This is a genomic window from Cryobacterium sp. TMT2-14 (assembly GCF_004402465.1).
Classification (GTDB): Bacteria; Actinomycetota; Actinomycetes; order Actinomycetales; family Microbacteriaceae; genus Cryobacterium; species Cryobacterium sandaracinum.
In genome coordinates, this window is the sequence record NZ_SOFV01000030.1 from 182484 (window position 1) to 196369 (window position 13886).

Consider the following 13886-nt stretch of genomic DNA (forward strand, 5'->3'; position numbering starts at 1 on the left):
TTCAGAGCCAGCGCGCTGCCACGGGGGTCTCCCCCGCATCGGAAGTAACGCCCGATCCGGCACGGCCGGCGGCCCAGGCGGCCAGGTCGGCGAGCGACCCCGTGACCTGGTGGGCGGCATCCGGATCGCCGTAGCCTGTGTGCGTCGAATCCGTCGCGGTGAGCCGGCGGCCCGTGTCACCCCGGGCGGCCCAGGCACCGACGATCTCGCCGAGAAGCCGCTCGAGAGCCTCCTCCGGCAGGTCCCGGAAGCCGGCACCGTGGTTGAGGTCGACGGCGTGGATCCAGAGTTCGCGGGTGCGCATCCAGATCGTGTCCCGCAGCGGCACCATGGCACCCTGCCCGTTCCTGACCGGAACGACCCAGCGGTCGTCCGCCAGCGCCAGCCAGCGTCGGTCCAGGTCGGCGGCCGAGTCCGCCCAGGATTCACGGAGCGCATCGGAACTGAGGATGCTGCCCGCGACGATCTCCGCATTCCGCGCCTCCATCGAGGCATACATCACCGTCTCGGCTCCGGTGTCGGCCCACTGTGCCAGCCGTCCGATCGCACGGGCGTTGGACGCGACGTGCGCGACGACCTGGCACCGGGTCCAGCCCGGCAGCAGGGAGTCCCCGTCGAGTTCATCGTCCGTTAGCCCCTGCAGTTCGCAACCGAAGAATTCCGTGCCCCGCCGGGCGAGGTCCAGCGTCAACCGGCGTGCAGAAAGCTCAAACGGATCGTGGGGTGCGCTCATGGGGCCCCTTTCTCGGGTCAACGCGTATGGTCCCCACGCTACCCGGCGACCCATCCTCCCCAACGTTCCCTCGACGCTGGTCGAGCCTGTCGAGACCGAGACCGAGACCGTGACCAGGGACCCCCTATCCGTTTTTCCGTTCGGCCGCGTCCGTCATTCGGGGGCGGGACTTGGTCTCGTTCCGCCATTTGCGGGCCCCGGTCTCCAGCCAGGGTGGTGCCATGATCTGCACGGCGCCGCGGACCATCCGGATTGCCCAGCCGGAGGCGGCGAGGTAGCGGTGATGCCACCAGCACAGACAGACGCTGTTGTCGGTGTGCGTCGGTCCGCCCTCGGAGTGCGGGATCACGTGGTGGATCTCGGTCATCCCGGCCGGAATTTTGCGGCCTGGGATGATGCAGGTGCCGTCGCGGAGCTGAATCGCCCGGCGTTGCGCGGCGGTGAAGCACCGTTCGGGTGAGCCGAGGGCGATGATGCGTCCCTCGTCGGTGATGACGACTTTCTGCTGACCGCCGTTGCTGATCAGGTCCGTGACGGCGCTGATCGAGATCGGGGTTTCGACGCCGTCGATCCAGCCGACGCCGCGGCCCTGACCGAAGTCCGCGTTCAGGTCCTGTTCCCGCACACTGACCAGAACCGTAGCCGGGGCGCCGCCGATGGTCGGGGCCTCCCCGGCCCGGGAGACGACGTCGAGGATCACGGCGAGCACGTCGTGGCGCCGCTGGTCGGGACCCGTCGGGCGCGAGCACGGCCCTCCAGACCGCACCCTGCAACCGGATCTCATCCGCCGACGCCGGCACCGGGGTCTCGGAGCTGGTGCCGGTGGCCGAGGCGACCAGCTCGCTCTCGGCTGCCTGCACCGAGTCCAGGTCGGTGCACCGCAGCGTCGGCGTCAACGCGGTGAGGATCGCGTCGGCCGTGTCGACGCCGATCGCCCCGGCGGCCAGGCCGATGGCCGTGGCGGGGAAGGTGGGCGGCAGCGGTTCGCCACCCCGGGGAGCGGCCGGTGCGCAGCTGCGTGCCCAACCGCGTCCGTCGCCCCGCGGTCGGCCCGGAGACGAGCGTCAGACGCTCGAGTAGTTCTCCGGCGGTGCGGCAGCCCCGCGACCGCCCGAGCCGCCGCGGACAGGCCGTGCGCGGCATCCGCTTCGGGCTGTTCCAGGAGGTTGGTCCCGGGATAATTTTACCCTGACTAGAACCTGAAATTCAGAGTAGCTCACCAATAACGCAAACTAGTTTAGTAGATGTATACGAATGAATCAGCGCCTTTCCACCGCCCGCGCGGCGACGGTGCGGCCATCTCAGGCCCTACGCACGCTCCAGTTCGTGGGCCAGCGCCTCAAGTTCGGCCCCTCCCGCCATCAGCGCGGTCATCTCTTCGATCGTGATCTCACTCTTGGCGAAATCACCCATACTGGTGCCGCGCTGCAGCAGCAGGAAACGGTCGCCGACCGGATAGGCGTGGTGCGGATTGTGCGTGATAAAGACGACGCCGAGCCCGCGGTCCCTGGCCCGGGCGATGTACGAGAGCACCACCCCGGCCTGCTTGACCCCCAGGGCCGACGTGGGCTCGTCGAGAATGACGACCTTCGCCCCGAAATGCACGGCGCGTGCGATGGCGACGGATTGCCGTTCCCCGCCGGAAAGCGTTCCGATCGGCTGGTCCACGTCGCGTAGGTTGATGCCCATCCGGGCGAGCTCGTTTTTGGTCGTGGCCCGCATGCCGGTGACATCGAGGCGCCGCAGCGGGCCTCGGCCTCGGGTGAGCTCGGAACCGAGGAAGAAGTTGCGCCACACCGGCATCAACGGCACCACGGCCAGGTCCTGGTAGGCGGTGGCGATGCCGAGGGAGAGCGCCTCCCGCGGATGCGCGAATCGGCGCTCCACCCCGAAGACGCGCAGGCTGCCCTCCGAGTGCTGGTGGGCACCGGAGAGGATCTTGATGAACGTTGACTTGCCCGCGCCGTTGTCGCCCAGCACGCAGAGCACTTCCCCGGCGCCGACGGATGCCGACACGCCCGCCAACGCCCGCACCGAACCGTAGGACTTCCCGATGTTATGCACCTCGAGAATCGGCTCCGGACGGATCGGGGCCGGCGTCATGCGCGCACCCCGGACTGGCGGCGAACGAGCAGGTTTACAAGCACGGCGAGCAGCAGCATCCCGCCGAGAAATGCCTTGAGCCAATTGTTGTCCCACTGGGCGAACACGATGCCCTGCAGGGTCATCCCGTAGATCAGGGCTCCGAGGGCCGCGCCAATCGCCGATCCGTAACCGCCGGTGAGCAGGCATCCGCCCACGACGGCACAGATGATGTAGATGAATTCCTGACCGACCCCGGTCGTGGCCTGCACGGTCGACACGTCGAAGAGCTGAAGCATGCCGACGAGCCAGCCGGCACCGGCCGTGGTCATGAACAGCCCGAGCTTGACCTTGAACACGGGAACGCCGACCTGCCGGGAGCTCGTGACCTGGCCGCCGACGGCGAAGATCCAGTTGCCGGGCCGGGTGCGCAGCAGCACCCAGGTGGCCAGCGCGGTGAACGCGATCCACCAGACGATCGAGATCTTGACGTCCATGCCCAGGAACGGGAACGAGGAGCCGAAGAAGACCTTGACCTGGTCGAACCCGGGCACCGCCCCCATCCCCTGAATGGCGACGCTGCCCGTGAAGAGTTTCGTCAACGCCAGGTTGCAGCCCTGCAGGATGAAGAAGGCCGCGAGGGTCACGATGAAGCTCGGCAGGCCGGTCTTCATGACGACCCAGGCGTTGCCGGCGCCGATCAGGAGGGCCACCGCGAGGGCCAGCACGAGGGCGAACCAGATGTTCAGCTCCCACTGAGTGGTGACCACGCCGACGATGAGCCCCGTGGTGCCCGTCATCGCGCCCGCCGAGAGGTCGAACTCCCCGCCGATCATGAGCAGGGCGACGGCCACGGCCATGATGCCGAACAGGGAGGCCGAGTAGAGCCAGGTGGAGATGCCCGCGGGAGTCAGGAACGCCTGCGTGGAGAGCGAGAAGAAGAGGAAGATCGCCAGGGTCGCCACGAGTGCGCCGACCTCAGGCCTGCGCAGCAGGGTGGGCAGCGGATGCGCCCTCGTCGGCCGTTCATCGATCCCCGCGCCCACAGCGACGGTCATCTCGTGCCGTTCTCCGCGAACTTCGCGACCTGGGCCGCGTTGTCCTTCGTCACGAAGCCCGGGCCTGAATAGACCGGCAGCCCGCCGCCGACGACGTCGCCGTTGCGCTTCTGCAGGGTGAGGAAGGTCACGGGCAGGTAGCCCTGGGAGTACGGCTGCTGGTCGACCGCGAACAGTATCTTGCCGCCCTGGATGAGCCGGGTCACGTCGGCGGACACGTCGAACGTGGCCAGCGTGGCTGGGCTTTTCGCCTCGTCGATGGCCTGGCTCGCGGCCACGGCGACCCCGGTCTGCAGGGTGAGGACGGCGTCGATGGACGGGTCGGCCAGGAGTTTGCTCTTGATGGTGTTCTGGGCATCCGCGAGGTTGGCGACGTCGACCTGCACGTTGCTGACGTCCGCGCCGACCGTGTCGGCGGCACCCGTGCAGCGTTCTTCGAGCCCCGAGTTGCCGGCCTCGTGGATGATGCAGATCACGTTGGTCACGTCGGCGGCGGCCAGCTGTTCACCGGCTCCCTGGCCCGCGATGAACTCGCTCTGGCCGACGTGGGTCTGGGCGCCGAATTCGACGGACTTCTCCAGGCCCGAGTTGATGGTGATCACTGGGATGCCGGCGGCAACGGCTTTCTCGACGGCGCTCTTCACGCCGTCGGGGTTCGCCATCGAGATGATGAGCCCGTCGGGCTGGGCCGCGATGGCCGCTTCGATCAGCTGGCTCTGCTTGACCGGGTCGCCGTCGCCCTGATACGTGACCGTGGCTCCGAGGTCGGTGCCTGCCTGCTCGGCGCCGCTCTTGACGACGTCCCAGAAGGAATCGCCCGCGGTGCCGTGAGTGACCACGGCGATGGTGACCGGCTCCCCTGCCGCTCCCCCGTCAGCATCCGTTCCCGTGGCGGTGCACCCCGTCAGCGCCAGCGACGCGACACCGAAAACGGCCAGCAGGCTGATCTTGAGCTTCATATCTGAACTGTTCCCGACTGTCGTGCGGCGGCCTGAAACAGCGAGGTTTCGCCGGTGACCTGATGCATATCGAACTTACTGGACTGGGGGCCCGCTCGATTCAGATCGATTCGAACCAGTGGCATGAGTGACTCCTTCGTGACGATTCGTTCGGCGCACAGCCACGTGTGCCTGACACAAAAAAGCCCCCGGAACCGTGTGGTTCCGGGGGCTGATGGTTGCGGGGGCAGGATTTGAACCTACGACCTCTGGGTTATGAGCCCAGCGAGCTACCGAACTGCTCCACCCCGCGTTGCAAGTACAAACTTACCACAGCCTCGGGTTGTGAAACGCATGGTCAGACCTCAGAGGTGATGGCCACGCTCTGGGTACTCCTGAAACCGCTTTCGATAGAGAGAGATGCACCCGTGACCGTTCTCACAGAAGTCCTGTCCGACACCGCCGTTTATGCCGACGGCTTCGGCGACAAGTCCGGAAACTGATTCCGGACGTCCTGGGCGGCCGCGCGCGACGCTGTGCCGGGGATGTCGACGTTCGTCGAATTGCTCTCCCCACACCCTTCCATTGACGGTGGATCTGGGGTTCTATCGACAGTGCCTGCACCTTTCCCCAGTACCCAACGAGTATTCCGCATGCGCCGCAACCCGACTGCTGCCCGGCTTCTCGTCCACTCCGCTGCCGCGCACAGGGTGGACCGTGACCGCGAGTGACCAGGAAACCACAGGTGAGAACGGCGCAGCCGTTAACGTGCTCTACGGCAATGCCTCGACCTACTGGCACAGTGAGTGGAGCGGAACCGCGGTGCCGCTGCCCCATTCGATCACCATCGACATGCACAAAACCGACACCGTCGCAGCCCTGAAGTACCTGCCGCGCACAAGCAGTTCGAATGGACGAATCGGCCGTTTCGAGATCCATGCCAGCCCGGATGGCACGAACTGGGGTGCCGCCGTCGCAACAGGAACCTGGGCCGACAACGCGTTGGAGAAGACGACGGGATTCACCCCTGTGGCGACACGTTTCATCCGGCTGACCGCGATCACGGAGGCAGGTAACCGCGGCCCTGGACCAGCGCCGCCGAACTCCATCTGATCGCAGAAACAGGCACCACCCAGCCGCCCCCACCCGCGCCAGCGCCGACGGCGCTCACCCGGACCGGCTGGATAGTGACGGCGAGCGAGCAAGAGACAACCCGCGAAAGCGGCGGCGCCGCGAACATGCTCGACGGCAACCTCACCACGATCTGGCACTCCCAGTACTCCCCCACGTTGATCCCGTTTCCGCACAGCATTGTTCTCGACATGCGGGCGATCAACGAGGTCTCCGGCTTCACCTACACCCCGAGGTCCGGCACGTCCCGGAACGGCGCCATCGGCCAATACGCCATCGCCGTGAGCTCCGACGGAACGAGCTGGAGTGCACCGGTCGCCAGCGGAACCTGGGCTGACAACAGCCAGGCGAAGACCCTCACGTTCCCGGCTGTTCAGGCGCGATACGTTCGCCTGACCGCGACGACCGAGGCCGGCAATCGCGGACAGTGGACCACGGCGGCAGCCCTCCTGCCCGGCAACAAAGTGCTCACCTGGTCCTCGTACTCCAACACGACCTTCGGCGGGGCCAACGGCAAGACCCAGACCGCCATCCTCGATCTGAACACCGGCGTGGTCACCCCGCTTACTGTCGCTAATACGGGGCACGACATGTTCTGCCCCGGAGTGTCGATCCTCTCGGACGGCAGGATCCTGATCAGCGGGGGGAGCAATGCCGCCTCGTCGACGATCTACGACCCGGCGAACAACACGTGGTCAGCCGCCACACCCATGAACATCCCGCGCGCCTATCAGTCGAACGTCACGCTCTGCAATGGGCAGGTGTTCCTTCTCGGCGGTTCCTGGGCGGGCGGCCAGGGCGGTAAGAACGGTGAAATCTGGTCGACTTGCGCCGGGTGGCGCGGGCTGGCCAACGTGCCTGTCGCACCGATCCTGACGAACGACCCGCAAGGGGTGTTCCGATCCGACAACCACGCGTGGCTGTTCGCGGTGGCCGACGGGAAGGTGTTCCATGCCGGCCCGAGCCGTCGGATGAACATGTACACGACCAGCAGAGCCAGCGCTGTTCAGGATCTTGGTCTCCGGGCCGACAGTGGCGACGCGATGAACGGAAATGCGGTCATGTACGACGTCGGCAAGATACTCACCCTCGGTGGCTCGCCCGCGAACCAGGACAGTGACGCGACCGCGCGGGCCTATGCAATCGACATCAACAATGGTGTCAAGGTGACGCGAACCGGCGACATGGCGGCGCGACGGGTTTTCTTGAACTCCGTCGTGCTGCCCGACGGACAGGTTCTGTCCTTGGGCGGTCAGGCGTACGCGAAGCCGTTCTCGGACGCAACGGCCGCCATGGAGCCTGAGGTTTGGAACCCGGTGACAGGCAAGTTCACCGCGCTCGCGCCGATGACTGCGCCGCGCACATATCACAGCGTGGGGCCACTGCTGCCTGATGCCCGGGTCTTCGTCGGCGGTGGCGGCCTCTGCGGCACCTGCACGACCAATCACCCGGACGGGCAGATATTCACCCCGCCCTACCTGTTCAACGCCGACGGCACCGCCCGCCCTCGTCCATCGATCACCACGGCGCCTACCGCTGCGGTGCGGGGTTCCACCATCCAGGTAACGACGTCCGGGCCCACACCAGCGTTCTCCCTCATCCGCATGAGCACGGTCACCCACTCGATCAACACTGACCAGCGTCGCATCCCACTCACGCCCACCGGCGTAACCGGCAATACCGCATCCCTGACGATTCCGTCCGATCCGGGAGTCGTGGTCCCCGGGCATTATCTCCTGTTCGCCATGGACGTTAACGGGGTGCCGAGCGTCGCCCAGACGATCCGGATCGGGTAGTCGGACTGCGGCCGTGATAAATGTGGAGTCAGGGTGATGCCTCCCCGACACTTTCCCTGAAAAGTCCGGACATTCACTGGCCCCCGTGAGTTAAAGCAGAAAGACCGGTGCAGCATTTCTGCTGAACCGGTCCTTCTGCGTATGTGATGAAAATCACGCTGGCATTGCCTGAAACGCCCTTGGTTGCGGGGGCAGGATTTGAACCTACGACCTCTGGGTTATGAGCCCAGCGAGCTACCGAACTGCTCCACCCCGCGCTGCAAAGTTAAACTTACCACAGCCTCCGGCGCGGTCCGACCACACGGGCTGCGGAACCGGCCGTCCCGGCCCGCGGAACGCGGATGCCGCGCCGTTCCGCGGGAGGCGTGCCCCCGGCGAAACGGCGCAGCACCCGCGCAGCGGATGAAGCGGCGAACGACTCGCTACTGGTCGAGCAGCACCAGCATTTCGGCGATCGCATCGTTCAGCTTCTTGTCGGCTACCCCATAGGCGGTGAAGTCACCGGTCGTCAGGGCCGCCTGCTTCTCGGTGACGGCCAGCCTGGCCGCGGCGAGGAGCGACTTCAGTTGAGCATCCGTCGCCGGGTCACCGGTCGACGTCGACGGGGTGGTTTCGCCCTCGGCAGGGGCCTCCCCCTCCACGGGCGTCTCGGACGGCGGCACATCGGTGTCTCCGGCGCTGGCGCCGGAGTCGCCTCCGAAGAGCACGTCAAGCGCCTTGTCCAGCGTGTCCTCGAACGCGATCTGGTCTCCGAAGGCGACGAGCACCTTCTGCAGCAGCGGGTAGCTGGTCTCGCCTGTGGACTGCACGTAAACCGGCTGCACGTAGAGCAGGCCGCCACCCACAGGCACGGTGAGCAGGTTTCCGTTGAGCACCTTCGACTGGCCCTGCTTCAGCAGGTTCAACTGTTGTGAGACGGTCGGGTCCGCGTTGAACTTGGCCTGCACCTGGCCGGGGCCAGGCACGGTCACGTCCTCCGGCAGGTTGAGCAGGCGGAGCTTCCCGTAGCCTTCCGCCCGCACCCCGTCGGTCGAACCGGCATCCGCGTCGACCGCAAGGTAGCCGGTCAGAACGTTCCGGCTCGTCGCGCCGCTCGCGTCCGGGATGAACGTGGTGTACAGCGAGAAGGATGGCTTCTCTTGGCCCGGAACCTGCATGGTCAGGTAGTAGGGCGGCTGTAGGGTCGTGTTCGTCGACGGCGACACCGGGTCATTCGGCGTCGTCCAGGCGTCGTCGACCGAGTAAAAGGAACCCGGGTCGGTGACGTGGTACTTACCCAGAACCCGGCGCTGCACCTTGAACATGTCCGCCGGGTAGCGAACGTGGCTCATCAGATCGCCGCTCATCTCGGACATCGGCTTGATCGTCGACGGGAAGATCTTCTGCCAGGTCTTGAGCAGCGGATCCTCGTCGTCCCAGGCGTAGAGGGTGACCTCGCCGTCGTAGGCGTCGACCGTGGCCTTGACCGAGTTGCGCATGTAGTTGATGTTGTCGAGCGCGAATGGCTGCGGGGGCGTTTCCGTGTCGGCGATCGCGTCGCTCAGGCCCACGGAAGTGGAGTACGGGTAGTCGGCCGAGGTGGTGTAACCATCGACGATCCACTTGAGCTTGCCGTCGACGATCGACGGGTAAGCGTCGGAGTCGAGGGTCAGGTACGGAGCCACCTTCTGCACCCGGGTGACCGGGTCACGGTCGTAAAGGATCTGCGATTTCTCGTTCACGGCGTTGGCCAGGAAGATCTGCTCCGACTGGAACTTGAGCGCGTAGATCAGCTTGTTGAACGCGTTGTCGAGCTTCGGCCCACCGTCGCCCGTGAATGTCGTGTAGGTCTGCTGCGCCCCATCCGTGCCCGACGGGTAGTCGAGTTCGACCGGCTTGCTGTCCTTGGGCGCACCCACGATGGAGTACGGCGGCGACGTCTCGCCGAAGTAAATCCGCGGTTCGTATTCGGGCAGCGACCCGGTGGTCGGGATGCCGGACTCGAGGAACACGGGCTGGCCGGCGGCCGAGCGCTGGTTGCCGTAGGCCGCCACGACGCCGTAGCCGTGCGTGTAGACCACGGTCGAGTTGACCCAGGTGTTGCCGGCGTTCAAACCGGCCAGGTTGAGGTCGCGCACGGTGACCACTGTGTCCTGGGACTTGCCGTCAATCGGGTACCGGTCGACGTCGAGGTTTTGCGGAAATTGGTAATACTGCTTGAACTGCTCGAGCTGGGAGAACGCGTCGCTGACCAGAGCAGGGTCGAGAATACGAATGTTAGCGGTCGTCTCAGCGTCGGCGCGCAAGGCGCCGGGCGCGGCCGTCGTGATCGCGTTGTACGGAATCTCTTCCACATCCGCCAGGTCGTAGGCGTCGCGGGTGAGGTCGATGTTGCGTTGAATATAGGGTTCTTCGAGCGTTTTGGCGCTCGGCACCACCTGGAAGCGCTGCACGACCCACGGGTACAGCGAGCCGAGCAGGAGACTGCTCACGATCAACAGCGCGGTGCCGACAATGGGCAGGCGCCAGCGGCCGATGAAGGCGGTGAGGAGGAACAGGATAGCGACGACGGCGGCGATTCCGGCCAGGATGGCGCGGCCCGGAATCGTGGCGTTCACGTCGGTGTAGCCGGCGCCGGTGATGATGTCGTTGGTGTTGGTCAGCGTGGAGTACTGGTCGAGCCAGATACTCACGGCCTGCAGCATCAGGTAGAGGGCTGCCGTGCTGGCAATCTGGATGCGGGCGGCCTTGGAAACCATGACCTCGCGCCCGCTCACCCTGATCGAGCCATACAGGTAGCTCGTAGCCGCGGCGACGAGGGCCGAGATGAGCACCACGGCCGACGCGAAGCCGAGCACGGAGTGCAGGAAGGGGAGATCGAACAGATAGAACGAGATGTCCAGTTTGAACTGGGGATCAACTCGGCCGGTGTCCGTGCGGTTCAGCCACATCAGAACGACCTGCCAGCGGGTAGCCGCGGCGACGCCGGCGAACAGACCTAGCAGAGCCGGGATGCCGTACATGGCGAGGCGGCGCAGCGGCTCGATGACCTGCTGGTAGCGGTCGAGCTGCGAGTTGAGCTTCGCATAGACCGGCCGCAAGCGGTAAGCGATCTGGATGCTCGCCCAGACGGGGACCGCCATCGCTACGAACCCGATCAGAAACAGCACGGCACCGGCGAACCACTGCGTGGTCAGCACGGCTAGGAAGCCCAACTGGTCGAACCAGAGAACGTCGGCATATAGCCCGGCGAAAACGAAGAAGATGATCACCAGCCCCGCGATAATCGCTGCCGTAATGGCAAGGGGAGCACGGCTGCGCTGTGGCGCGGGAGCGCTTCGGGCTTGTTGTGACGTCACGAATTGGCCTCTTGATCTCGAAATCGGCGGTCATCGCCCATTCTAGACAGCCGCCGCGAACGAAAGCCGCACATTCGCTGGGCAGCGGCCCGGGGTTAGCCGAGTGCGCACTGCTCCAGTGCGTCGGTGTCCGAACCGGTGCGGATGGCGTCCAGCGCGGCCAGCGCGTCGTCGAGGGTGTCCACGGAAAAGACCGTCATCCCGTCGGGCACGTGACCGGTGACCTCGTCGCAGTTGTCGGCGGGCGCGAGGAACCAATCGGCGCCGCTTCGGTCGGCACCGATCAGCTTCTGTCGGATACCGCCGATCTGACCCACCTCGCCGGCCTGGTTTACCGTGCCGGTGCCCGCGACATCCTCACCGCCCTGAATAAAGCCGGAGGTGAGCGTGTCGATGATGCCGAGGGCGAACATCATGCCCGCGCTGGGCCCGCCGACCGAGTCGAGTTCGATCGTGACGTCGAAGGGGAAGTCATAGTCGCTCGTCACATTGATGCCCACCACGACGGCGTCGCCCGATTCAACCGGGGTGACCTGCACCGTCTCGCTGGCGCCGTCCCGGATGATTCCAATGGAGGCGGCGTCGTCGACACCGTTTCGCGTCAGCGCGTCCCGCAGGGCCGTGATGTCGGCGACGTCTTCACCGTTCACCGAGACCACCTCGTCGCCGGCTTCGATGGCTCCCTCGGCGGGCGAGTCGCCCGGCAGGGAGACGACCGAGAGGATCGTCGGGTAGTCATAGTCGAGGCTGGTCAGAGCGGCGGCGATCGCATCCTGCTGCGAATTCACCATCTGCGCCTGGCTCTGCTCCTCGCGCTGCTTCGTGCTCACGTCGGGCGGGAACGCCGACTCGATCGGGATCACGGCCTGGTTCGGGTCGAGCCAGGCTGCGGCGACCGTCAGCCAGCTCGGCCGGTTGTCGGGGTTGCCCAGCAGCGACACGGTCAGCAGGTCGAGGCTGCCCTCGGTCGGGTAAACGGGTTCGCCGGAGATGGAGATGAGCGGCACCTGCTTGCCGTCCTGTTCGGCCGTGCCGATGGTGTTGTAGACCGGTCCTGGCTTCTCGATCACATACGGTGACGGCGTCACGGCGAGGATGAGGCCGATGACCATCGCGATCCCGAGCACCACCCAGCCTGTCCCGACGGCGCGCGCGGATCGGTCGGGCGGCTGTACTGGGTGATCGGTGAAGAGGGCCACCGGTCTCCTTCCAGGGAATGTGCTGGCTGTTCGCGGCAGGCGGACACCGGTTTACCAGCGTAGGTCATTTCCCAGTCCGCGCCGGGGATCTCCGGCTAGCGTAGGAGGACGCGACTGAGAGGTGCCTGAAGTGGCCGACGACGACTCCCGACCCGACGAGGGTCACAATCCCGAAGATGAGTTTCGGGACATGCTGCGCGACATCCTGAGTGGGAAGTCGTCCATCGACCCGAGCCAGCTGGCCGGCGCGGCGGGGCTTCCCAGCGACCCGGCGAGCATTTCCGCGCTGATGAATCAGTTGCAGGGTGCTCTGCGCGGCGGCGGCGACGGATCCATCAATTGGGATGCCGCCCTCAACCAGGGCCAGGAGCGCGCGGCCCAGAGTCAGCTCGACGTGACCTCGGCCGAACGCGCCGCCCTCGATCAGGCATTCCACATCGCCTCCCTCTGGCTGGACGAGGTGATCTCGGTCGCCGAGCTCACCACCCCTCCGCGCCTGATGACCCGTAAGGAATGGGTCTCCGCGACCATGCCGCTGTGGACCCAGCTCGCCGAGCCCGTCGCGACCAGCATCTCCGACTCCCTGACCCGGGTGCTCACCGATCAGGCCCCGGAAGAGCTCAAAGGCATGATGGCCGGTGCCGGCCAGGTGATGCGCAGCATCGGCGGCACCCTGTTCGCCATGCAGCTCGGCCAGGTCGTGGGTCAGCTATCCAGTGAAGTCGTCTCCGGTGGAGACGTTGGAATCCCTCTGCTCAGCGACCAGCAGGCCGCTTTGCTCCCCCAGAACGTGGCCGCGTTCGGGGAAGGCCTCGACGTTCCCGCCGACCAGGTGCAGATCTACCTCGCGGTGCGGGAAATCGCCCACGCGCGCCTCTTCCGCCACTCCCGCTGGCTGCGCCTGCACCTGATCAGCTCGATCACCGACTTCGCCCGCGGCATCCACATCGACTCAAGCCGCCTCGAGCAGCTGGCCGACGGCTTCGACCCGGCCAACCCGGAAGAATTGCGCGCCGCCATGGTCGACGGCTCGCTGATCCCGCCGAAGAGCGAGGCCCAGCTGGCCGCGCTCTCCCGGCTCGAAACGATGCTCGCCCTGATCGAGGGCTGGGTCGATGTCGTCACCCTCGAGGCCACGAGCCGGCTGCCCCGCGCGGACGCGATCGCCGAGACGGTGAAGCGGCGCCGGGCATCCGGTGGGCCCGCCGAGTCGGCGTTCGCCACCCTGGTCGGGCTCGAGCTGCGCCCCCGGCGCCTGCGCGAGGCCGCCGCCCTGTGGCAGGCCGTGACGGATGCCGTGGGCAACGAGAAGCGCGACGAGCTGTGGGCCCACCCGGACCTTCTGCCCTCGTCAGCGGACCTCGACGACCCACAGGCCCTCGTGGCCCGCCTGACCAGCTCGGCGGCCGGGGTTGAGCCGGTCCTCGACGAGGTGGACCAGGCCCTGGAAGACTTGTTGCGCGACGACGACACCGAGCGGCCGCACGAGGCGTAGCCCGGCTGGCCCTGACGAATTCGACGGAGATTTTGGCTCTCCTGCTTCATCCGTGGGTTAAACCCGGCCGGGGAGTGCGGGTTTGTGGCCGCCGAGGCTGAGCATGGCCAGGGCGA

10 protein-coding genes and 2 tRNA genes are annotated in these 13886 nt (G+C 66.3%); 3 read left to right on the forward strand and 9 right to left on the reverse strand.

Annotated elements, in window-relative coordinates:
* Position 1 precedes the first annotated feature (1 nt).
* From E3O28_RS11620 to E3O28_RS11650, 6 genes are all read right to left on the reverse strand, one after another.
* Entirely contained in the window at positions 2–733 is a 732-nt protein-coding gene (locus E3O28_RS11620; RefSeq protein WP_134416092.1) for a maleylpyruvate isomerase family mycothiol-dependent enzyme, read from the reverse strand.
* 124 nt (positions 734–857) lie between these two features.
* The gene (locus E3O28_RS11625; protein WP_134416094.1) at positions 858–1517 is read right to left on the reverse strand and encodes an HNH endonuclease signature motif containing protein; all 660 of its coding nucleotides are present in this window, start codon (positions 1515–1517) and stop codon (positions 858–860) included.
* Positions 1518–2041: 524 nt separating this feature from the next.
* Positions 2042–2836, reverse strand: a complete 795-nt coding sequence (locus tag E3O28_RS11635; protein WP_134342936.1) for an ATP-binding cassette domain-containing protein — start codon at positions 2834–2836, stop codon at positions 2042–2044.
* Positions 2833–3873 (reverse strand): ABC transporter permease, encoded by a 1041-nt coding sequence (locus E3O28_RS16600; RefSeq protein ID WP_104100245.1) that lies wholly within the window; start codon positions 3871–3873, stop codon positions 2833–2835. The genes E3O28_RS11635 and E3O28_RS16600 overlap by 4 nt, the downstream gene beginning before the upstream one ends.
* Positions 3870–4832 (reverse strand): sugar ABC transporter substrate-binding protein, encoded by a 963-nt coding sequence (locus E3O28_RS11645; RefSeq protein ID WP_104100246.1) that lies wholly within the window; start codon positions 4830–4832, stop codon positions 3870–3872. Before E3O28_RS11645 ends, E3O28_RS16600 begins: the two co-directional genes overlap by 4 nt.
* Positions 4833–5047: 215 nt before the next feature.
* Positions 5048–5124, reverse strand: a tRNA-Met gene (locus E3O28_RS11650).
* Positions 5125–5528: 404 nt separating this feature from the next.
* Between E3O28_RS11650 and E3O28_RS16370 the strand changes: the two genes are divergently transcribed.
* Entirely contained in the window at positions 5529–5924 is a 396-nt protein-coding gene (locus E3O28_RS16370; RefSeq protein ID WP_166784807.1) for a discoidin domain-containing protein, read from the forward strand.
* A gap of 74 nt (positions 5925–5998) precedes the next feature.
* Positions 5999–7738, forward strand: coding sequence for a galactose oxidase-like domain-containing protein (locus E3O28_RS11660; RefSeq protein WP_166784808.1), 1740 nt, complete (start codon positions 5999–6001; stop codon positions 7736–7738).
* Between the two features lie 180 nt (positions 7739–7918).
* Here E3O28_RS11660 and E3O28_RS11665 read toward each other — a convergent pair.
* The 3 genes from E3O28_RS11665 to E3O28_RS11675 all read right to left on the reverse strand — a co-directional run bounded on the left by E3O28_RS11665 (position 7919) and on the right by E3O28_RS11675 (position 12275).
* Positions 7919–7995: transfer RNA gene (locus tag E3O28_RS11665), tRNA-Met, on the reverse strand.
* Between the two features lie 165 nt (positions 7996–8160).
* Complete coding sequence (locus E3O28_RS11670) at positions 8161–11076, reverse strand: UPF0182 family protein (protein ID WP_174721900.1); 2916 nt, start codon at positions 11074–11076, stop codon at positions 8161–8163.
* A gap of 95 nt (positions 11077–11171) precedes the next feature.
* Positions 11172–12275 (reverse strand): S16 family serine protease, encoded by a 1104-nt coding sequence (locus E3O28_RS11675; protein WP_134342931.1) that lies wholly within the window; start codon positions 12273–12275, stop codon positions 11172–11174.
* 190 nt (positions 12276–12465) lie between these two features.
* Here E3O28_RS11675 and E3O28_RS11680 point away from each other — a divergent pair, with 190 nt between their 5' ends.
* Positions 12466–13770 (forward strand): zinc-dependent metalloprotease, encoded by a 1305-nt coding sequence (locus E3O28_RS11680; protein ID WP_104100290.1) that lies wholly within the window; start codon positions 12466–12468, stop codon positions 13768–13770.
* Positions 13771–13886 lie beyond the last annotated feature (116 nt).

Excerpts from the sequence above, each read along its gene's own strand:
- E3O28_RS11620 (WP_134416092.1), bottom strand. The coding sequence starts at position 733 with ATGAGCGCACCCCACGATCCGTTTGAGCTTTCTGCACGCCGGTTGACG.
- E3O28_RS11625 (WP_134416094.1), bottom strand. The coding sequence starts at position 1,517 with ATGAGATCCGGTTGCAGGGTGCGGTCTGGAGGGCCGTGCTCGCGCCCG.
- E3O28_RS11635 (WP_134342936.1), bottom strand. The coding sequence starts at position 2,836 with ATGACGCCGGCCCCGATCCGTCCGGAGCCGATTCTCGAGGTGCATAAC.
- E3O28_RS16600 (WP_104100245.1), bottom strand. The coding sequence starts at position 3,873 with ATGACCGTCGCTGTGGGCGCGGGGATCGATGAACGGCCGACGAGGGCG.
- E3O28_RS11645 (WP_104100246.1), bottom strand. The coding sequence starts at position 4,832 with ATGAAGCTCAAGATCAGCCTGCTGGCCGTTTTCGGTGTCGCGTCGCTG.
- E3O28_RS11680 (WP_104100290.1), top strand. The coding sequence starts at position 12,466 with ATGCTGCGCGACATCCTGAGTGGGAAGTCGTCCATCGACCCGAGCCAG.